Genomic DNA, 19877 nt, shown 5'->3' with positions numbered 1-19877 from the left:
TGACATGACTCTACGACAGCTGGCGGTCCTCACCGCCGTCCTGGCCTTGAGCGGTTGCGCGACCAAGCCGGGCGAATGCGACGCGACCAATGGCGACAGCAGCATGCTGACCAAGATGAACTGCGACTACTCTGGTGGTTACAGCGATCAGGTCACGCAGAAGGAACAGGCCCTGACCGAGTCCCGTCAGGAAAACGCGATGTTCCGCCAGGTGTACGAGAACATTCAGGCCCAGCAGCTCAGCACCAAGACCGACCTGGCCAGCCAGCAGAAATCCCAGGCGGCGCTGAACCAGTCGCTGGGCCAGTTGCTGACCTCGCTCAAGGCCCGGCATGGCAATGAAAGCCAGGTGCAGAAGCAGATTGCCGGGCTTGAGCAGCAGCTCAAGGCCTCGCAGGCGGCGCCCGTGACCAAGGCCTCACCCGCGACGCTGGCCGCCAAGCAGGAACAACTGAAGGCCTTGCAGAAGAAAGTGAATCAGCTGCAATTCAGCCTCGGTTACGAAGAGTAACTTTTTGCCCCGCAGGCCTCCCGATGGAGGCCTGCACCCTTTTCAGGAATCGTCGTCATGCAGCGGGTCATCAGGGATGCGCAAGCCACACCGGAGGGGATGAGTGCGCTGCAAGCCAAAGTCGCCCTCATCCAGAAACACTTTCCGCCGACCGTCGCCAGCCTCTTCGCCATCCCGCGAATGGGCAGCGGCGAGGTGCTGGAATGGTGGACCGAACTGGGTGGCCAACCCACACCCTATGCCGACCTCAACGAGGACGCGCAACGACGATTGCTGGAAACCTATGAAGTGCGTCAGACGTCCCTTGGACAGCTGGCGGACGAACTGCAAAAACGCGGTCAGCCCACGGTAGCGGATGACCTGCACAGCCTGCTCGGCACGCCCGAGCTGGACAAACTCTACAGCCTCAACGGCGAGCCGCTGGTGGTGCGCTGGAACCAGCGTGCGCCCAAACCAATTGTGCCGCCGGTTGTTCCGGTGGTGCCGGTCGTGCCGCCGTCGCGCCGTGGCTGGTGGATCGCGGCGGCCTTGCTGGCGCTGCTGTTGCTGCTCCTGGCGCTCTGGGCTTACTGGTGGTTTATGCACCGTGAACCCGTCGTCGTGGTCCCACCTGTAGCGCCCGTGGTGACACCGGTCGAGAAACCGGTTGAGCCTGTTCCCGAGCCTGTCGTGGAGCCGGAACCTGTTCCGGAACCCGAGCCCGAACCCGCACCCGTGCCAGAACCGGTACCGGTACCCAAGCCCGTTCCGCCCCCAAAACCTGTGGTGGTCGCCCCGCCACCGGCACCGACGCTGGACAACTTCGCTTGCCGCAAAAAAGCGCCAAACGCAGAGATTCCGCAATTCGTGGTGGTGCTCGACACCTCGGGCTCGATGGACCTGAACATCAAGTCCGTGAAAGCCGACGAGGACTGGTTCTTCGGCAATGAGCTGAACAAGTACCTGGATGTGAACCGCACCACGCAGATTTTCGCCAAGCCCAGCCGCATGGACGTCGCCAAGGACTCGCTGGCCGGCATGATCAACGGGCTGGACCCGAAGATCGACACGCGCCTCATCACCTTCGCCGGCTGCGAAAGCACACCGGACCAGGGCGTGTTCAAGTTTGGCGACCGCCAGCGGCTGATCAACGGGATTCGAGGCCTGGTGCCCAACGACGGCACACCGCTGGCCGACAGCCTGGCCCACGCAGCAAACACCGTGGACGGGCGCAATAACGATGCCGTGATCGTGATGTTCGTCGACGGTGAGGACGGTTGCCAGAAAGACGTTTGCGCGGTCTCCCGCCAAATCGCCAGGGAACAACCGCGCCTGCGGGTCAACGTGGTGAAAATCGGAGCCGGTGGCCCGTCACGTTGCATCGCTGAAAACACCGGAGGCCGGGTTTACAGCAGCACCAACGCGGCTGAACTGGGCAAGCAGTTGAAACTGGCGAGCAAGGAAGTGTCGAGCAACGCCAAGTGTGACTGATCGCCTGATCAGAAATTGAGGTGAGCCCTTCGCGGTCCGACTTGCCCGCGAAAGCTATTTCAGCGAAGACTCAACGAAACCGGTCAACCTCATGACGCAAGTCCGCCGCCAGCTTCTCCAGCTCTTTGGCGGTAACGGCAAGGTTCGACACCACTTCCCGCTGCTCACTGTTCGCCAGCGCAATGCTTTGCAGGTTGCTGCTGAGCAACGTCGCGGTGCTGCTCTGCTCCTGAGTCGCGGTGGTGATCGCCGCAAATTGCTGCCCCGCCGAACGGCTCTGCTCATCGATCCGCGCCAGGGCCGAGGCCACATTGGCGTTGCGTGACAAGCCTTCCTGCATCAGCACATTGCCTTGCTCCATGGTGCTGATGGCGTTGCCGGTTTCCTGCTGGATGCTTTGAATCATCCCGGAAATTTCGTCAGTGGCCTGACGCGTACGCGAAGCCAGGTTGCGCACCTCGTCGGCAACCACCGCAAAACCACGACCCTGCTCACCGGCACGGGCCGCTTCGATGGCCGCGTTCAGCGCCAGCAGGTTGGTTTGATCGGCGATCGAAGTAATCACCCCGACGATGCCGCCGATTTCCTGGGAGCGCTGACCCAAGGTATTGATCACGGTGGCTGTGCTGTTCAGGGCGCCAGCGATTTGCTCCAGCGACGAGGACGCTTCGTCCATCGACGTACGACCGATTTGCGTTTGCTGTGCGTTTTCCTGCGCCAGGCGCTGGGTGTTGCCCATGTTGTCGGCGATGTTCAGAGAAGTCGCGCTGAACTCTTCCACGGCGCCGGCCATGCTGGTGATTTCGCCCGACTGCTGCTCCATCCCTTCATAGGCACCACCGGACAGGCCGGACAAGGCCTGGGCACGGCTATTGACCTCGCCGGAAGCCTTGCGGATGTGCTCGACCATGGTCGACAAGGCCTGGCTCATCTGGTTGAAGGCACGGGCCAGTTGACCGATTTCGTCATTGCTCGACACGCTCAGGCGCACGCTCAAATCACCAGCGCCCAATGCTTCTGCCTGACGCACCAGATCCCCCAACGGCGCGAGCTTGCTGCGCAGCAGCCAGACCGCCGAGCCGACCGCGATCAACATCGCCAGCAGACTGCCGATCGCCAATTGAATGCCGACACTCCAGGTCACGGCGCTGATTTCGGCTTGCGGCATGCTCGCCACCACCGACCACGGACCGCCTTCAAACGGCACCGCCACGCTGTAGAAGTCTTCGGACTTGTCGCTCCAGAAGTCACCCTTGCCCGGCGTTTTCGCCAGATCGACGATGGCCGGGACTGCCTGATCCAGCGCTTGCACGCCCGCGATCGGCACCAGCCATTTGCGCTGTTCATCGAGCAACGCCAGCGAGCCGGTCTGACCGATGCGGAAGCGCTTGAGATTCTCGAACTGCGCGTTCTGCGCGTCGGTGTAATCGAATCCTACGAACAGCACGGCAATCACCTTACCGCCGCTGTCACGTACAGGGGTGTACTGCGTCATGTAGGAGCGGTCGAAGAGCAAGGCGCGACCAACGTAGCTCTGCCCCGCCATCAATCGTGCATAGGCCGGATTAGCGTGATCCAGCAAGGTGCCGATGGCCCGGTTGCCATCCTGTTTGGTCAGGGATGTACTGACCCGAACGAAGTCTTCGCCGCTGCGCACAAACACCGTCGCAACGCCCGCGGTCATTTGCTTGAACTCGTCCACTTCCTTGAAGTTGTTGTTCAACACTTCGCTGCCCAGGTGCAGGCCAGGGGTCTGGGTGCCCGCCACGGCAACCGGCTCGTCCGGGTGCACGCTCAGACCCGCGCTGAAGCGCTTCTCGAACAGGCCAGCCAGACGCTGGGTGCTCTCACGCAACGTGCCGTGAAAGGTACTCAACTGATCGGCCAGCAACCGGGCTTCACTGGCCAGGTGCTCTTCGCGGGTGGCGAGGTTGGCGGTGTCCAGCGAACGCAGGGCGAACACGGTACTGCCAGTGATGACAATCGCCAGTATCACGGCAAGCGCAAGACCAAGCTGTGAGGCGATCCGGGCACGAGGTTGAGACATGACAGCTCCTGGCCAAGTGACCGGATCATCCTGATCACGACGCGCACTCGGCAAAATTCTAATAAGGGGAATTACGGCGAACCTGCACGAAGGTTCCACCTGCAGATTTTCGGCGGCACATCTGAATACTTGAGTAATTAGCCGGGATATGGCGCAAAGCCTCTATTGCACAGGCTCTATCGATTCAGCTCAAGCGCTCGACATCCGGTAAATCCATGGCTCGGACCTCGCCTTGCAGGAAATCGCTGAGGCGGCGCAAACGTTCACCTCCAGGACGGGTTTTCGGCCAGACAAGGTAATAATTCTCACCGCTGGCGACGGCCGTCGGCCACGGCAAACTCAGACGACCCTGCGCGACATCCTCCGCCACCATCAGCAAATCCCCCATGGACACGCCGTAGCCCCGCGCCGCAGCAATCATGCCCAGCTCCAGCGTGTCGAACACTTGCCCGCCCTTGAGCGACACCTGATCAGCCAGACCCATGCGTTGCAGCCATGTGCGCCAGTCACGCCGGTCCGGTGCGGGGTGCAGCAGCTCAGTGCTGGCCAGACGTGCGACATCCCACGGTTGATCGTCCATCAGGTTCGGCGCACCGACCGGAATCAGCTCTTCCGGGAACAGCCGCGTCGCCTCCCAGTCCGGGGGGAAATTCCCGGTGCTTAGGATGACGGCGCAGTCGAAGGGTTCGTGGTTGAAGTCCACGGTGTCGATGTCCATCCAGGCGCTCGTCAACTGCACTTCGTTGCCCGGTTGCAAGTGCCGGAAGCGGCTCAGGCGCGCCAACAGCCAGCGCATGGTCAACGTCGACGGGGCTTTCATGCGCAGGATGTCATCCTCGGCGCGCAAAGTATTGCAGGCGCGTTCAAGCGCGGTAAAACCTTCACGAATGCCGGGCAGGATCAGCCGCGCCGACTCGGTCAGTTGCAGGTTGCGCCCGCTGCGATGAAACAGTCGGCAGGCAAAATGCTCTTCGAGCGTACGAATGTGTCGACTGACCGCGCTTTGGGTGATCGACAATTCTTCCGCGGCGCGGGTAAACGAGCTATGCCGCGCCGCCGCTTCGAATGCGCGCAGGGCATACAAGGGAGGAAGACGACGGGACATTCGGAAAGCTCCTATAGCGCAGTTACGCCACGTTAGCAGAAACTTGTCAGCATGAGTCTGACTCATGCCACCCATCCTTTTTATCCCTTTGTGAAAACCCCGCAGAGCGCCGAGAATCGGCTCTCTCCTGTTCTCTCTGATAATCGAGGCGTGATGACCATGCAGCATCCAGCACGTACCGAACTCTGGGCCATCCTGCGGCTGGCGGGGCCGTTGATTGCCTCGCAGTTGGCGCACATGCTGATGGTCCTCACCGACACCTTGATGATGGCGCGCCTGAGTCCGGAAGCGCTGGCCGGTGGCGGTTTGGGCGCGGCGACCTATTCGTTTGTGTCGATCTTCTGCATCGGCGTGATCGCGGCGGTCGGCACCCTGGTGGCGATCCGTCAGGGCGCGGGCGACATCCTCGGCGCCGCGCGACTGACCCAGGCCGGGTTGTGGCTGGCGTGGTTGATGGCGTTGGTGGCGGGTCTGCTGCTGTGGAACCTAAAACCGGTGCTGCTGCTGTTTGGCCAGACCGAAACCAACGTCCACGCGGCCGGGCAGTTTCTGCTGATCCTGCCGTTCGCCCTGCCCGGCTACCTGAGTTTCATGGCCCTGCGCGGCTTCACCAGCGCCATCGGCCGGGCAACGCCGGTGATGGTCATCAGCGTCGGCGGCACCGTGGCCAACTTCCTGCTCAACTATGCGTTGATCACCGGATTGTTCGGTCTGCCGAAAATTGGCCTTGTGGGCATCGGTCTTGTTACCGCGATTGTCGCCAACCTGATGGCCGTGGCGCTGGCGCTGCACATCCGTCGGCATCCGGCCTACGACGCGTATCCACTGCGCCAGGGTCTGTCGCGACCTAACCGGCAGTATCTGAAAGAGCTGTGGCGCCTCGGCCTGCCCATCGGTGGCACCTACGCCGTGGAAGTCGGGTTGTTCGCGTTCGCCGCGCTGTGCATGGGCACCATGGGCAGCACGCAACTGGCGGCGCACCAGATCGCCCTGCAAATTGTTTCGGTGGCGTTCATGATCCCGGCAGGGCTTTCTTACGCGATCACCATGCGCATCGGCCAGCATTACGGCGCCGGGCGGTTGCTGGATGCACGCTTGGCCGGTCGGGTCGGGATCGCCTTTGGCGCGGCGTCGATGCTGGGCTTCGCCATGGTCTTCTGGTTCTTGCCGAATCAGTTGATCGGCTTGTTCCTGGACCACAACGACCCGGCGTTCCGAGACGTCATCAATCTGGCTGTGAGCCTGCTGGCGGTGGCGGCGTGGTTCGAGCTGTTCGACGGTACGCAAACCATCGCCATGGGCTGCATTCGCGGGCTCAAGGACGCCAAGACCACGTTCCTGGTCGGGCTGGGTTGCTATTGGCTGATCGGTGCGCCGGCCGCGTGGTGGATGGCGTTCAACCTCAACTGGGGGCCGACGGGCGTCTGGTGGGGATTGGCGCTGGGGTTGGCGTGCGCGGCGGTGAGCTTGACGCTGGCGTTTGAGTGGAAGATGAAGCGGATGATTCGGCGGGAGCCGTTGTCGCAGCGTTTCGAAATCGCCCAGACCGAGTGAGATCCCCCTGTGGGAGCGGGCTTGCTCGCGAAAGCGGTGTGTCAGTCACATCTACGTTAACTGACACCCCGCATTCGCGAGCAAGCCCGCTCCCACATTTTTGTCCGTGTTCAGACCACGATTTCCAGGGCGGGCTGCTGGCTGGAGCCAAAGGTCAGATATTCAACCAATTCCGCCAACGGCAACGGCTTGCTGATCAAATACCCCTGCACCTGATCGCACCCAAACCCGCGCAACAAATCCAGCTGCTCCGCCGTTTCCACGCCTTCGGCCACCACTTCAAGATTGAGGTTGTGCGCCAGGTTGATCATGGCATGGACCAGTTTGCGGTTTTCTTCGCGCTCCTCCATACCGCCGACAAAGCTCTTGTCGACCTTCAGCAAGGCAATCGGCAGGCTGTTGAGGTGTACGAAGGATGAGAACCCGGTGCCGAAGTCATCCAGCGAGAAGCGCACGCCCAGGCGCCCGAGGGCGTCCATGGTCTGTTTCACCAGATCGCTGCGGCGCATGACCGCGGTTTCGGTCAGCTCGAACTCCAGCCATTGTGCCTCGACGCCGCGCTCGGCGATCAGCCGGCTCAGGGTCGACAACAATTGGCTGTCCTGAAACTGCCGGAACGACAGGTTGATCGCCATATGCAGCGCCGGCAAACCACGTTCGCGCAGCGCCTGCATGTCCCGCAGGGCTCGGGAAATCACCCAGTAACCCAGCGGCACGATCAAACCGCTTTGCTCGGCCAGCGGCACGAACTCGCTGGGCGCCAGCAACCCGCGTTCGGCATGCCGCCAGCGCACCAGGGCTTCGAGGCCGACGATCTGGCCGTCCTCAAGGTTCATGCGTGGCTGGTAATGCAACTCCAGCTCGTCACGGCGCAAGGCCCGGCGCAGCTCGCTTTCGAGATCGGCCATGCTGCGGGCATTGCGGTTGATGCGTTCGTTGAAGATATGAAAGGTGCAGCCCTGAGTGCTCTTGGCTTGCTGCATGGCGATGTGCGCGTGCCACATCAGCGGGTCGGCGCCGGCCTGGGCCCGGGCGTGGGCGATGCCCAGGCTGGAACCGATCAACAGGCTTTCGCCGTCGACCCAGTAAGGCTCGGCCAGCGCTTCGGTGATGCGTTCGGCCATCCACTCGGCACGCTGGGGCGCGCGACGGGTGTCGATCAGCAGAGCGAATTCGTCACTGCCCAGCCGCGCCAGTTGATCGCCGGCCTCAAGCTGGCTTTTCAGCCGCGCGACCACTTGCAGGATCAAACGGTCACCGGCCTGGTGGCCGAGGGCATCGTTGGCGTGACGGAAGTTGTCGAGATCGAGGTGACCGAGGGCCAGGCCGCGGCCGTCGTTTTCCGCCAGACGCGCGGCCAGCAAGGTCTGGAAACCCTGGCGGTTGGCGATGCCGGTCAGCGGGTCTTGCTCGGCCAGGCGTTGCAGGGTGTTTTCCAGCAAGCCGCGTTCGCGCACATGGCGCAGGCAACGGCGCAGCATGCCGGGATCGAGATGATCGCGCACCAGCCAGTCGCTCACACCATCGGGTGGCGTCTGTGGCTCGTGCTCAAGCAGCAACACCGTCGGCAAGCTGCAACGGCCAGGTAGTGGCTGAAGCGCAGGGATCGTCAACAACACCGCGCTGCGGTTGTCATCGAACAGACTGCAGACCGACTCCCAGCTTGGCGCGCTGATGAGCACGGCCGAGCTCCCCATCGGAGCCAGACACTCGCGCAACAACGCTGCCCACGCTGGCTCTTCGGCCAGTAACAGCAAACGCAAGGGTTCGACAGGCGTAGACAAGCTAGCTCCCTAGACTCTGCAAAGATGTAGGCGGCGGGCATTATGCCGCGCCGGTAACCAATGACCAAATGACATCAGTTATCAAACGTGGTTTTGTGTCTGGAATACGAACATTAGCCGCAAATACACCGCGCATCCTGCTTGAAAGTATCAAAACCGGCAATTAGAGATAGCGTACTGCGTCACAAGTCGGAGAGAGCAGCACAATTCGCTGAGCCTGTTAAAATGCCGGCCCATTTCGCAAATGACTCCCTGATTTCGTATGTCCCGACTCAATCCCCGGCAGCAAGAAGCCGTGAGCTACGTCGGCGGCCCTCTTTTGGTGCTCGCCGGCGCAGGCTCCGGCAAGACCAGCGTGATCACCCGCAAAATTGCGCACCTGATCCAGAACTGCGGCATCCGCGCCCAGTACATCGTCGCCATGACCTTCACCAACAAGGCCGCGCGCGAGATGAAGGAACGGGTCGGCACCCTGCTCAAGGGCGGCGAAGGCCGTGGCCTGACGGTGTGTACCTTCCACAACCTGGGCTTGAACATCATCCGCAAGGAACATGTTCGCCTGGGCTATAAGCCGGGCTTTTCCATCTTTGACGAAACCGACGTCAAAGCCTTGATGACCGACATCATGCAGAAGGAATACTCGGGCGACGACGGCGTCGACGAGATCAAGAATATGATCGGCTCGTGGAAGAACGACCTGATCCTGCCGCCCGAAGCCCTGGAAAACGCGCGCAACCCCAAGGAACAGACCGCCGCCATCGTCTATACCCACTATCAGCGCACGCTCAAGGCGTTCAACGCGGTGGACTTCGACGACCTGATCCTGCAACCGGTGAAGCTGTTCCAGGAACACCCTGACATTCTCGAAAAGTGGCAGAACAAGGTCCGCTACTTGCTGGTGGACGAATACCAGGACACCAACGCCAGCCAGTATTTGCTGGTGAAATTGCTGATCGGCACGCGCAACCAGTTCACCGTGGTCGGTGACGACGACCAGTCGATTTATGCCTGGCGCGGCGCGCGGCCGGAAAACCTGATGCTGCTCAAGGACGATTACCCGTCCCTGAAAGTGGTGATGCTGGAGCAAAACTATCGCTCCACCAGCCGCATCCTGCGCTGCGCCAACGTGCTGATCTCGAACAACCCGCACGAATTCGAAAAACAGTTGTGGAGCGAGATGGGCCACGGCGACGAGATCCGCGTGATCCGCTGCCGCAACGAAGACGCCGAAGCCGAACGGGTGGCGGTGGAACTGCTGACCCTGCACTTGCGCACGGATCGGCCGTACAGCGATTTCGCGATTCTGTATCGCGGCAACTACCAGGCCAAGCTGATCGAGCTGAAGCTGCAGCACCACCAGATTCCGTATCGCCTGTCCGGCGGCAACAGCTTTTTCGGACGTCAGGAAGTGAAAGACCTGATGGCCTACTTCCGCCTGATCGTGAACCCGGACGACGACAACGCTTTCCTGCGGGTGATCAACGTCCCGCGCCGGGAAATCGGTTCGACCACGCTGGAGAAGCTTGGCAACTACGCCACCGGGCGAAAAATCTCGATGTACGCCGCCACCGACGAAATCGGTTTGGGCGAGCACCTGGATGCGCGCTTCACCGATCGCCTGTCGCGCTTCAAGCGCTTCATGGACAAGGTCCGCGAGCAGTGCGCCGGCGAAGACCCGATCTCGGCGCTGCGCAGCATGGTCATGGACATCGATTACGAGAACTGGCTGCGCACCAACAGTTCCAGCGACAAGGCCGCCGATTACCGCATGGGTAACGTCTGGTTCCTGATCGAGGCACTGAAGAACACGCTGGAGAAAGACGAAGAAGGCGAAATGACCGTCGAGGACGCCATCGGCAAACTCGTCCTGCGCGACATGCTGGAACGTCAGCAGGAAGAGGAAGACGGTGCCGAAGGTGTGCAGATGATGACCTTGCATGCTTCCAAGGGTCTGGAATTTCCTTACGTGTTCATCATGGGCATGGAAGAGGAAATTCTCCCGCACCGCTCCAGCATCGAAGCCGACACCATTGAAGAAGAACGCCGCCTGGCCTACGTGGGCATCACCCGCGCCCGTCAGACCCTGGCGTTCACCTTCGCCGCCAAGCGTAAGCAATACGGCGAGATCATCAATTGCGCGCCGAGCCGCTTCCTCGATGAACTGCCGCCGGACGACCTTGCGTGGGAAGGCAACGATGACACGCCGGTCGAAGTTAAAGCGGTTCGCGGTAATACCGCATTGGCGGATATACGCGCGATGTTAAAGCGCTAGAATTGCCTACTTTTTAACCAAACACTTTTTACAAGCTAGGCGCACCCGGCGCCAGTAGAGGAACGCTTCATGGAAGCACTGCACCAGAAAATTCGCGAACAAGGCATCGTGCTTTCCGATCAGGTCCTGAAGGTAGACGCCTTTTTGAACCACCAGATCGACCCGGCCCTGATGAAGCTGATCGGCGACGAGTTCGCTGCGCTGTTCAAGGACTCGGGCATCACCAAAATCGTCACCATCGAAGCCTCGGGCATTGCCCCGGCGATCATGACTGGCCTGAACCTTGGCGTGCCGGTGATTTTTGCTCGAAAGCACCAATCCCTGACCCTGACCGAAAACCTGCTGTCGGCGACCGTTTACTCGTTCACCAAGCAGACCGAAAGCACCGTGGCCATCTCCCCGCGCCACCTGACCAGCAGCGACCGCGTGCTGATCATCGATGACTTTCTGGCCAACGGTAAGGCGTCCCAGGCGCTGATCTCGATCATCAAACAGGCCGGTGCGACCGTGGCGGGTTTGGGGATCGTGATCGAGAAGTCGTTCCAGGGTGGTCGTGCGGAGCTTGATGCGCAGGGTTATCGGGTTGAGTCGTTGGCTCGGGTTCAGTCCCTGGCTGGCGGCGTTGTAACCTTCATCGAGTAACCCGCAACACCTCAAAACCAATGTGGGAGCGGGCTTGCTCGCGAAGGGGCCGTGTCAGTCACCTATGATGTCGACTGTCGCGACCCCTTCGCGAGCAAGCCCGCTCCCACATTTTGATTTCGGTTAACCGTTACTGCGCGGTGGCTTTAAGGCCCGTGAGCAGCAGCCGCTGAAACAAATCCTCCTTCAGCCCTTCCGGATTGGTCAGCTGCATCCGCTCCAGATGCTCGGGAAACTCCGACGCCTGCGGCGCATCCAGCGCAGCCTTGCCCAACTCCAGAATCTCCGTGAGCTTGAACTTGCTCTTCAACCAGTTCAGCGCCCGCAACAGATCCTTCTCCTGCGCCGTGAAATCACAGCCCAACGGATACTCCGGAAACAGCTGCGGATGCTGCGCCTGAATTGCCTGCAAGCGCTCCGGGCTGTTGTCGGCAAATCGCGGATCGATACGGAAATTCTTCGGCAACTTGCCAACGTTTTGCGCCTGCTCGATCAACCCCGACTGGAAGCGTGAGTCGCTGATGTTCAGCAACGCCTCGATCACTGCCGCGTCGGTCTTGCCCCGCAGATCGGCGATGCCGTACTCGGTGACCACGATGTCCCGCAAATGCCGCGGGATCGTGCAATGGCCGTACTCCCAGACGATGTTCGAACTCACCTCACCGCCCGATTCGCGCCAGCTGCGCAGGAGCAATACCGAACGTGCGCCTTCCAGCGCATGACCTTGGACAACGAAGTTGTACTGCCCGCCAACACCGCTGAGCACCCGCCCGTCTTCGAGCTGATCCGCCACACCGGCACCCAGCAAGGTCATGGTGAACACGGTGTTGATAAATCGCGCATCAAGGCGCTGCAGGCGCTTGAGCTCTTCCTGACCGTAAAGCTCGTTGATGTAGCTGATGCGGGTCATATTGAATTCGAGCCGCTTGCTTTGCGGTAGCTCGCGCAAGCGCTCGTAGAAACTGCGCGGCCCGAGGAAAAACCCGCCATGCACGCTGATGCCGTCAGTTTGCGCGGCCTCGTCCAGGGTGCCGGCATTGGCTTGTTGCTGGGTCGGCACGTCCGGGTAGACCTTGCGCCGCACGATCCCGGCATCGGCCAGCACCAGCAAGCCGTTAACAAACATTTCGCTGCAACCGTAAAGGCCCTTGGCGAAAGGTTCGATTCCGCCTTCGCGCTCGATCAACTGCGCCCATTGGCTGAGATTGATATCCGCCAGCAACGCCTTGTAACCGTCACTGTCGGCCTGGCGCGCCAACAACGCAGCGGTCAGGGCATCGCCCATGGCACCGATGCCGATCTGCAAGGTGCCGCCGTCGCGCACCAGCGTACTGGCGTGCAGGCCGATGAAGTGATCCTGGAAACCCACCGGCATGTTCGGCGTGGAGAACAGCGTGGTGTTGTCCTTCTCGTCGATCAGCAGGTCGAAGGCGTCGATGCCGATTTCGGCGTCTCCGGGCATATAGGGCAAGTCGTTGTGGACTTGCCCCACCAACAGAATCGTCTCCCCTGCCGCCCGGCGTTTGGCGATCATCGGAAACAGGTCGAGGGTGATGTCCGGGTTGCAGCTCAGGCTGAGGCGATCGGGATGCTCGCAATGGCTGGCCACCAGTTGCGCGACCAGGTTCAAACCGGCCGCGTTGATGTCCCGCGCGGCGTGGCTGTAGTTGCTGCTGACGTAATCCTGCTGGGCCGACGCGCTATGGAGCAGGCTGCCGGGCTGCATGAAGAATTGCTGAACATGGATATTCGCCGGCAGACTGTCTTTGTGCAGGCCGGCGAGGAAATCCAGCTCCGGATAATCGCCGAACACTCGCTCGATGAAGGGTTCGAGAAAGCGCTTTTGCAAACCGTCACCCAAGGACGGGCGGCCCAGGCACAGGGCGGTGTAGATCGTCAGCTGCCGTTCTGGCAGTTGCGCGATGCGCTGAAACAGCGCGTTGACGAAGTGGTTGGGTTTGCCCAGACCGAGGGGCAGGCCCATGTGAATATGCGCCGGCAACCGTGCCAACACATCATCGACCGCCTGCTCGATAGAACACAGCTGCACCATCTGATCCTCCCTAACATTCCGTGAATTGGGGTTGGACCGAGCTTGCCGGGCCTTTGCTGCAAAGAATAGTCCCCGAACACAAATCGCAGGCACAAAAAAGCCGCTCGCAAGCGGCTTTTTCGCTCAAGACGGAGGCTTATTTCAAGCCGGACATCTTCTGGATGGCGCCCTTGAGATCTGCATCAGAGCAGTCGGCGCAGGTACCTTTAGGCGGCATCGCGTTGACGCCGGAGATCGCCTTCGCCAGCAAGCCGTCAAGGCCGCCTTCTTTCTTGGCGCGGTCGCCCCAGGCTGTCGCATCACCGACTTTCGGCGCGCCCAACAGGCCGGTACCGTGGCAAGCGTTGCAATGTTTCGCAATCACAGAGTCAGGGGTTTTGGCATCACCGCCGCCCGCCGAAGCAGCGACTTCCATCCCCTTGCACTCTTTGCCCGTCACACAAACCTGGCCGACGGGCTCAAGGCGTTTTGCAATATCGTCGTTCGTCGCAGCTTGAGCGCTGACAGCCCATAGGGCCAATACGGTTGCTGGTGCAGCCAGCATTTTCATAATTAGGTTCACGCGTTCACCCTCAATGGTGGCTAGTCACGCCCACGGCCACGGTTCGCAGGCGGGCGCAAGTATAGCGGTAAGCCCGCCGCACTGAAACAACCCTAAAGTCGAAGGGGTCTTATGCGTGGCGGAAAAACAACTCGGGCACCTCCGCAATGCTGGCGGGACGCCTCTTTTCTTAGAAATTCGCTGGAGTAGCTGCGCTGATTAGTCGCGCCGGCGCATCGAACGGATTACGGAAACGGTGCGGCTTGGTACTTTCAAAGTAGTAGCTGTCGCCGGCTTCGAGCACAAAAGTTTCGAGACCGACCACCAGCTCCAGTCGCCCTTCCACCAAAATGCCGGTTTCCTCGCCCTCATGGGTGAGCATCTCGTCACCGGTGTCGGCGCCAGGCGGGTAGATTTCATTGAGGAATGCGATAGCCCGGCTCGGATGCGCCCGACCGACCAGCTTCATGGTCACTGCGCCATCGGAAATATCGATCAGCTCGTTGGCTTTATAGACGATCTGCGTCGGTTTTTCCTGCAGGATCTCTTCGGAAAAGAACTCGACCATGGACATGGGAATCCCGCCCAGTACCTTCCTCAGCGAACTGATCGAGGGACTGACGCTGTTCTTCTCGATCATGGAAATCGTGCTGTTGGTGACACCCGCGCGCTTGGCGAGCTCACGCTGAGAAAGACCTTTGAGCTTACGGATGGATTGCAGTCGTTCACCGACGTCCAAGCTTGCGCCTCCAAGATTCAGGTTGTAGAAATATTGAGCGTTATCATGGCGACAGCGTTCAGTATTTACAACACTTTGGCCTGAATCCTGTTCAGCCAGTAGACTTCCGGTACGGACCGCTGACCGCTAACCCTCGGAATAGAGCTTTGGCACGCGGCGCAGGTTGCAGAAGATCTGATAGGGAATCGTGTCAGCGGCTGCGGCCACTTCGCTGGCGAGGATGTTTTTGCCCCACAACTCGACGGTCGAACCCAGGCCGGCTTGCGGCACATCGGTCAGATCGATGCAAAGCATGTCCATCGACACCCGGCCAATCAACTGGCTGCGCTGCCCGGCGACCATCACCGGCGTGCCGGTCGGTGCGTGGCGCGGGTAACCATCGGCATAACCCATGGCCACCACGCCAACACGCATTGGCTTGGGGGTAATGAATTTGGCGCCGTAACCAATCGGCTCGCCGGCCGGCAGTTCACGCACGCAAATCACTTTCGATTCCAGGGTCATCACCGGTTGCAGACGGGAGGCCACGGCGTTGGCTTCTTCAAACGGCGTGGCGCCGTAGAGCATGATGCCCGGGCGCACCCAGTCACTCGGAATCTGCGGCCAACCCAGCACCGCCGGCGAATTGCGCAGGCTGACCTCGGCGGACAACCCCTGACGCGCCGCTTCAAACACCGCAACCTGTTCGGCGCTGGCCTGCTCATGCAACTCATCGGCACGGGCGAAGTGGCTCATCAAGACAATCTTCGCCACCTTGCCGCTGGCCAGCAGCCGTTGATAACCCGCCTGATAATCCTTTGGATGCAGGCCAACCCGGTGCATGCCCGAATCGAGTTTGAGCCAGACCGTGATCGGCTTGCTCAACGCGGCGTTCTCGATGGCTTCAAGCTGCCACAACGAATGCACCACGCACCAGAAATCATGCTCGACGATCAGCGACAGCTCATCGGTTTCGAAAAAACCTTCCAGCAACAATACCGGCGCACGAATGCCCGCCGCGCGCAGCTCCAACGCTTCTTCGATGCAGGCCACGGCAAACCCGTCCGCGTCGGCTTCCAGCGCCTGGGCGCAACGCACCGCGCCATGGCCGTAGGCATCGGCCTTGATCACCGCGAGGGCCTTGGCCCCGGTGAGTTCACGGGCGATCTGGAAGTTGTGGCGCAGGGCTTGAAGGTCGATCAGGGCACGGGCTGGACGCATGGCGGCAGGCTTCTAGGCGGTCATGGGAATAAAAACCGGCGCTGGCTGACGGCGTAAACCGCCAAACAGCACCGGGAGAGGGATCTTTCTGACAGGCTTACGGCAGAGCGGCAACAACCGACAGCTCAACCAGGATTTCCGGTTCGCACAGTTTCGATTCAACAGTCGCGCGGGCCGGGGCAACGCCTTTTGGCAGCCACTTGTCCCAGACTGCGTTCATGCCTTCGAAATGCGCGTCGATGTCTTTCAGAAAAATCGTCACCGACAGCAAACGGCTCTTGTCGGTGCCTGCCAGATCGAGCAAACGCTCGATATTGGCCAGGGTTTCACGGGTCTGCTGTTCAATCCCGGCACTCATGTCGTCGCCGACTTGCCCTGCCAGATAAACGGTGCCGCTGTGGACAACGATCTGGCTCATGCGCTCATTGGTGAGCTGGCGCTGGATTGACATGTTTTGCGGACTCCTGAAGTTTGGTGCCGTAACGGGAAATATCGAGGCCTTCGGCGCTGATCTGCGGCGATTTCTTCGCCATCAGGTCAGCCAGCAAACGGCCGGAACCGCACGCCATGGTCCAGCCGAGCGTGCCGTGGCCGGTGTTCAGGAACAGGTTGCTGAACGGCGTGGCGCCAACGATTGGCGTGCCGTCCGGGGTGGTCGGACGCAGACCGGTCCAGAAACTCGCCTGGGCCAGATCACCGCCCTGAGGATAAAGGTCGTTGACAATCATCTCCAGGGTTTCGCGCCGACGCGGGTTCAGGGACAGGTCAAAACCGGCTATCTCAGCCATGCCGCCGACGCGGATACGGTTGTCGAAACGGGTGATCGCGACCTTGTAGGTCTCGTCGAGAATGGTCGACGTCGGGGCCATCGCCGGGTTGGTGATCGGCACGGTCAGGGAGTAACCCTTGAGCGGATACACCGGGGCCTTGATGCCCAGCGGCTTGAGCAGTTGCGGCGAGTAGCTGCCGAGTGCCAGCACGTAGCGGTCAGCAGTTTCCAGCTTGCCGTCGATCCACACGCCGTTGATGCGATCACCGGCGTAGTCGAGCTTCTGAATGTCCTGACCGAAGCGGAATTCCACGCCCAGTTTCACGGCCATTTCGGCCAGTCGAACGGTGAACATCTGGCAGTCGCCGGTCTGGTCGTTCGGCAGGCGCAGGGCACCGGCGAGGATATCGGTCACGCTGGCCAGGGCCGGCTCAACGCGGGCAATGCCGGCGCGGTCGAGCAATTCGAACGGCACGCCGGACTCTTTCAGTACGGCGATGTCTTTCGCGGCGCCGTCGAGCTGAGCCTGGGTGCGGAACAGTTGTGTAGTACCAAGGCTGCGGCCTTCGTAGGCAATACCGGTTTCAGCGCGCAATTCGTCGAGGCAGTCACGGCTGTACTCGGACAGACGGACCATGCGCTCTTTGTTCACCGCGTAACGGCTGGCGGTGCAGTTGCGCAGCATCTGCGCCATCCACAGGTATTGGTCGATATCGGCAGTGGCTTTGATCGCCAGCGGCGCGTGGCGCTGCAACAGCCACTTGATGGCCTTGAGCGGTACGCCCGGCGCCGCCCACGGCGAGGCATAACCCGGCGAGACCTGCCCGGCGTTGGCGAAACTGGTCTCCATGGCAGCGGCCGGCTGACGGTCCACCACCACCACTTCGAACCCGGCACGCGCCAGATAATAAGCACTGGTGGTACCGATGACGCCGCTACCCAAGACCATAACGCGCATTTTCATATCCCTCATCGCGGCTCGCCGCTGACGTTCGTAGTTGTAGAGCATTGATGTGCGCAGTGTAAAAAAGATTAGGCAGTGCTTTTCACTATATAACTGCCTATATTTGGCGAGAATTCTCGGCAAAAACCCTTTTCACGGAGGCGCATCCCCTATGCGTACCAACACTCAAACGAAACGTGAGCTGGACAAGATCGACCGCAACATTCTGCGGATCCTGCAAGCGGACGGGCGCATCTCCTTCACCGAGCTGGGGGAAAAGGTCGGGCTCTCAACCACGCCGTGTACCGAGCGCGTCCGGCGGCTGGAGCGCGAAGGGATCATCATGGGCTACAACGCCCGGCTCAATCCGCAGCACCTCAAGGGTAGTCTCCTTGTATTCGTCGAGATCAGCCTCGACTACAAATCCGGCGATACTTTCGAAGAGTTCAGACGTGCGGTGCTGAAACTGCCCCACGTGCTGGAGTGCCATTTGGTGTCAGGGGATTTCGACTACCTGGTGAAGGCGCGGATCTCCGAGATGGCTTCGTACCGCAAATTGCTGGGCGATATCCTGCTCAAGCTGCCGCATGTGCGGGAGTCGAAGAGCTATATCGTGATGGAAGAGGTGAAAGAGAGTTTGAGCCTGCCGATCCCGGATTGAGACTTTTTGGCGCCTGTCCGGACGCCTTCGCGAGCAAGCCCGCTCCCACATTGGATTGGTGTCGTTCACAAATCCAATGTGGGAGCGGGCTTGCTCGCGAAGGCCGCAACTCGGTTCAACTGGCTAGACCAACACCTGCCGGGTAGAAGCCATGTACTCATGAATCTGCTTCTCGACCCGCGGATGAATCAGCTCCACCGGCCGCCGCCCATTCGGGCATGGCAAGGTCTTGGTGGTGCCAAACAACCGGCAAATCAGCGGTCGCTCGTCATACACCGTGCAGCCATTGGGCCCCAGGTGCACGCAGTTGAGTTCATCCATCGCCGAATCCTGCTCGGCCCGGGTCTTGCGCGGCAGGCGAGACATTTCTTCCGGTGAGGTGGTCACCGGCCCACAGCAGTCATGGCAGCCGGGCACGCACTCGAACGAGGGAATCTGCTGCCGAAGCGTGCGAATTTTCTGAGTGTTGCAACTCATCGAAGCGATGACCCAAAGCGGAATAGAGCGCGATTCTGACGCAAAAGTCGCGATCCAGACAGCAACAAGCGACCAGTGTTGCCCGTGCCGAAAGGTCCGGCTTATGCTCCGTCAAATTTTCTAGACACTGAATCAGGGACGCTCACATGAATGCCCGTGCCCAGCACACCGCCTCTTACTACGCCGCCAGCAGCCTGTCGCAGCCCGATCATCCGGTTGAGTGAAGAACTGGCGCACTCACTGCTGCCGCAGAACATGGCGGTCTGCGATCAACGGGTGGCGCTGGATTACTACCGACTCTCGGCGGATCGCCGCTTGCTGTTTGGCGGTGCCTGCCACTATTCAGGTCGCGATCCGAAGGACATCGGCGCGTACATGCGGCCGAAGATGCTGGAAGTCTTCCCGCAACTGGGCGGGGTGAAGATCGACTATCAATGGGGCGGGATGATCGGCATCGGCGCCAACCGCCTGCCGCAGATCGGGCGACTCAAGGACCAGCCGAATGTGTATTACGCCCAGGCGTATTCCGGGCATGGGTTGAATGCCACGCATTTGGCGGGCAAGTTGTTGGCCGAGGCGATCAGTGGGCAGCAGGGTGGTGGGTTTGATCTGTTTGCCAAGGTGCCGCATATGACGTTTCCGGGTGGCAGGTATCTGCGTTCGCCGTTGTTGGCGTTGGGGATGTTGTGGCATCGGCTTAAAGAGTTGGTCTGAGAGATTTGTGGCGTCAGTGACGACGCCTTCGCGAGCAAGCCCGCTCCCACATTAGATCGTCGTCGAACACAAAATCTGTGCTCGCTGAAGACCTAATGTGGGAGCGGGCTTGCTCGCGAATGGATCTAACGAACACCGCAAAACTTAGATCCGCCAGAAAGGCTTGAGCCCCTCCTCCCGCGCCTGCTCCCGACTCAACCCGACATCCCTGAGCTGCGGCGGCGTTAGCTCCAGCAACGCCTTGCGCGTGTGCAGACGATGCCAGAACAGGCCCCAGCGACTCAGGCCGGACGGTGCGTTGCGCATCACTGCCTCGCGTGCACCGTTTATTTGCCCTGCCGCCAGTTCCTGACTGTGTATCGTCAGCCGCACATCGCTCAAGCCGTTCATTTTGA

Annotated in this window: 18 protein-coding genes; 7 read left to right on the top strand and 11 right to left on the bottom strand. The window is 60.7% G+C overall.

The genetic code is table 11. From position 1 onward, the window contains the following. Window positions 1–4: 4 nt before the first annotated feature. Both EYC95_RS13005 and EYC95_RS13000 read left to right on the top strand, forming a co-directional pair. Window positions 5–511, top strand: coding sequence for a hypothetical protein (locus EYC95_RS13005; protein ID WP_131060712.1), 507 nt, complete (start codon window positions 5–7; stop codon window positions 509–511). A gap of 57 nt (window positions 512–568) precedes the next feature. Then, window positions 569–1981, top strand: a complete 1413-nt coding sequence (locus EYC95_RS13000) for a VWA domain-containing protein (protein ID WP_131060711.1) — start codon at window positions 569–571, stop codon at window positions 1979–1981. A gap of 70 nt (window positions 1982–2051) precedes the next feature. On the opposite strand, the gene EYC95_RS12995 is transcribed toward EYC95_RS13000, so the two are convergent. Together EYC95_RS12995 and EYC95_RS12985 are read right to left on the bottom strand one after the other, a co-directional pair. Beyond that, the gene (locus tag EYC95_RS12995) at window positions 2052–4028 is read right to left on the bottom strand and encodes a methyl-accepting chemotaxis protein (RefSeq protein ID WP_131060710.1); all 1977 of its coding nucleotides are present in this window, start codon (window positions 4026–4028) and stop codon (window positions 2052–2054) included. A 184-nt stretch (window positions 4029–4212) separates the two neighbouring features. After that, entirely contained in the window at window positions 4213–5133 is a 921-nt protein-coding gene (locus EYC95_RS12985) for a LysR substrate-binding domain-containing protein (protein WP_131060709.1), read from the bottom strand. Window positions 5134–5292: 159 nt separating this feature from the next. Here EYC95_RS12985 and EYC95_RS12980 point away from each other — a divergent pair, with 159 nt between their 5' ends. Further along, window positions 5293–6687 carry a NorM family multidrug efflux MATE transporter gene (locus EYC95_RS12980; RefSeq protein ID WP_131060708.1) on the top strand — a complete coding sequence of 465 codons (1395 nt, stop codon included), beginning with the start codon at window positions 5293–5295 and terminating at the stop codon, window positions 6685–6687. A 110-nt stretch (window positions 6688–6797) separates the two neighbouring features. On the opposite strand, the gene EYC95_RS12975 is transcribed toward EYC95_RS12980, so the two are convergent. Next, on the bottom strand, window positions 6798–8471 hold the full coding sequence (locus EYC95_RS12975) for a bifunctional diguanylate cyclase/phosphodiesterase (RefSeq protein WP_131060707.1): 1674 nt from the start codon (window positions 8469–8471) through the stop codon (window positions 6798–6800). A gap of 262 nt (window positions 8472–8733) precedes the next feature. Here EYC95_RS12975 and rep point away from each other — a divergent pair, with 262 nt between their 5' ends. Then, the gene (gene rep / locus EYC95_RS12970; RefSeq protein ID WP_131060706.1) at window positions 8734–10743 is read left to right on the top strand and encodes a DNA helicase Rep; all 2010 of its coding nucleotides are present in this window, start codon (window positions 8734–8736) and stop codon (window positions 10741–10743) included. A gap of 69 nt (window positions 10744–10812) precedes the next feature. After that, on the top strand, window positions 10813–11385 hold the full coding sequence (locus tag EYC95_RS12965; RefSeq protein ID WP_010465159.1) for a xanthine phosphoribosyltransferase: 573 nt from the start codon (window positions 10813–10815) through the stop codon (window positions 11383–11385). Between the two features lie 130 nt (window positions 11386–11515). Here the strand turns inward: EYC95_RS12965 and EYC95_RS12960 are convergent, their stop codons facing one another. From EYC95_RS12960 to dadA, 6 genes are all read right to left on the bottom strand, one after another. Continuing rightward, window positions 11516–13438, bottom strand: coding sequence for an acetyl-CoA hydrolase/transferase C-terminal domain-containing protein (locus EYC95_RS12960; protein ID WP_131060705.1), 1923 nt, complete (start codon window positions 13436–13438; stop codon window positions 11516–11518). 136 nt (window positions 13439–13574) lie between these two features. Next, window positions 13575–13988, bottom strand: a complete 414-nt coding sequence (locus EYC95_RS12955; protein ID WP_131060704.1) for a cytochrome c5 family protein — start codon at window positions 13986–13988, stop codon at window positions 13575–13577. 181 nt (window positions 13989–14169) lie between these two features. Beyond that, window positions 14170–14718 (bottom strand): cupin domain-containing protein, encoded by a 549-nt coding sequence (locus EYC95_RS12950; protein WP_007947433.1) that lies wholly within the window; start codon window positions 14716–14718, stop codon window positions 14170–14172. A 126-nt stretch (window positions 14719–14844) separates the two neighbouring features. Continuing rightward, window positions 14845–15918, bottom strand: coding sequence for an alanine racemase (gene alr, locus EYC95_RS12945; RefSeq protein ID WP_131060703.1), 1074 nt, complete (start codon window positions 15916–15918; stop codon window positions 14845–14847). A 97-nt stretch (window positions 15919–16015) separates the two neighbouring features. Further along, window positions 16016–16369, bottom strand: coding sequence for a RidA family protein (locus tag EYC95_RS12940; protein ID WP_131060702.1), 354 nt, complete (start codon window positions 16367–16369; stop codon window positions 16016–16018). Beyond that, on the bottom strand, window positions 16341–17645 hold the full coding sequence (gene dadA, locus EYC95_RS12935; protein WP_131060701.1) for a D-amino acid dehydrogenase: 1305 nt from the start codon (window positions 17643–17645) through the stop codon (window positions 16341–16343). The genes EYC95_RS12940 and dadA overlap by 29 nt, the downstream gene beginning before the upstream one ends. Window positions 17646–17802: 157 nt before the next feature. On the opposite strand from dadA, the gene EYC95_RS12930 reads away from it, so the two are divergent. Then, on the top strand, window positions 17803–18291 hold the full coding sequence (locus EYC95_RS12930) for an Lrp/AsnC ligand binding domain-containing protein (RefSeq protein WP_003177284.1): 489 nt from the start codon (window positions 17803–17805) through the stop codon (window positions 18289–18291). 123 nt (window positions 18292–18414) lie between these two features. Here the strand turns inward: EYC95_RS12930 and EYC95_RS12925 are convergent, their stop codons facing one another. Continuing rightward, on the bottom strand, window positions 18415–18768 hold the full coding sequence (locus tag EYC95_RS12925; protein ID WP_131060700.1) for a YkgJ family cysteine cluster protein: 354 nt from the start codon (window positions 18766–18768) through the stop codon (window positions 18415–18417). Between the two features lie 150 nt (window positions 18769–18918). Between EYC95_RS12925 and EYC95_RS12920 the strand changes: the two genes are divergently transcribed. Then, window positions 18919–19482, top strand: a complete 564-nt coding sequence (locus EYC95_RS12920) for an NAD(P)/FAD-dependent oxidoreductase (protein WP_371928417.1) — start codon at window positions 18919–18921, stop codon at window positions 19480–19482. Window positions 19483–19626: 144 nt separating this feature from the next. Here the strand turns inward: EYC95_RS12920 and EYC95_RS12915 are convergent, their stop codons facing one another. Continuing rightward, on the bottom strand, window positions 19627–19872 hold the full coding sequence (locus EYC95_RS12915; RefSeq protein WP_131060699.1) for a DUF1127 domain-containing protein: 246 nt from the start codon (window positions 19870–19872) through the stop codon (window positions 19627–19629). Window positions 19873–19877 lie beyond the last annotated feature (5 nt).

The sequence above is a fragment of the Pseudomonas sp. BGI-2 genome (assembly GCF_004310295.1).
Taxonomy (GTDB): domain Bacteria; phylum Pseudomonadota; class Gammaproteobacteria; order Pseudomonadales; family Pseudomonadaceae; genus Aquipseudomonas.
Note: the sequence above shows the minus strand (reverse complement) of the source record. Positions and strands in the feature narration are given on the sequence as shown.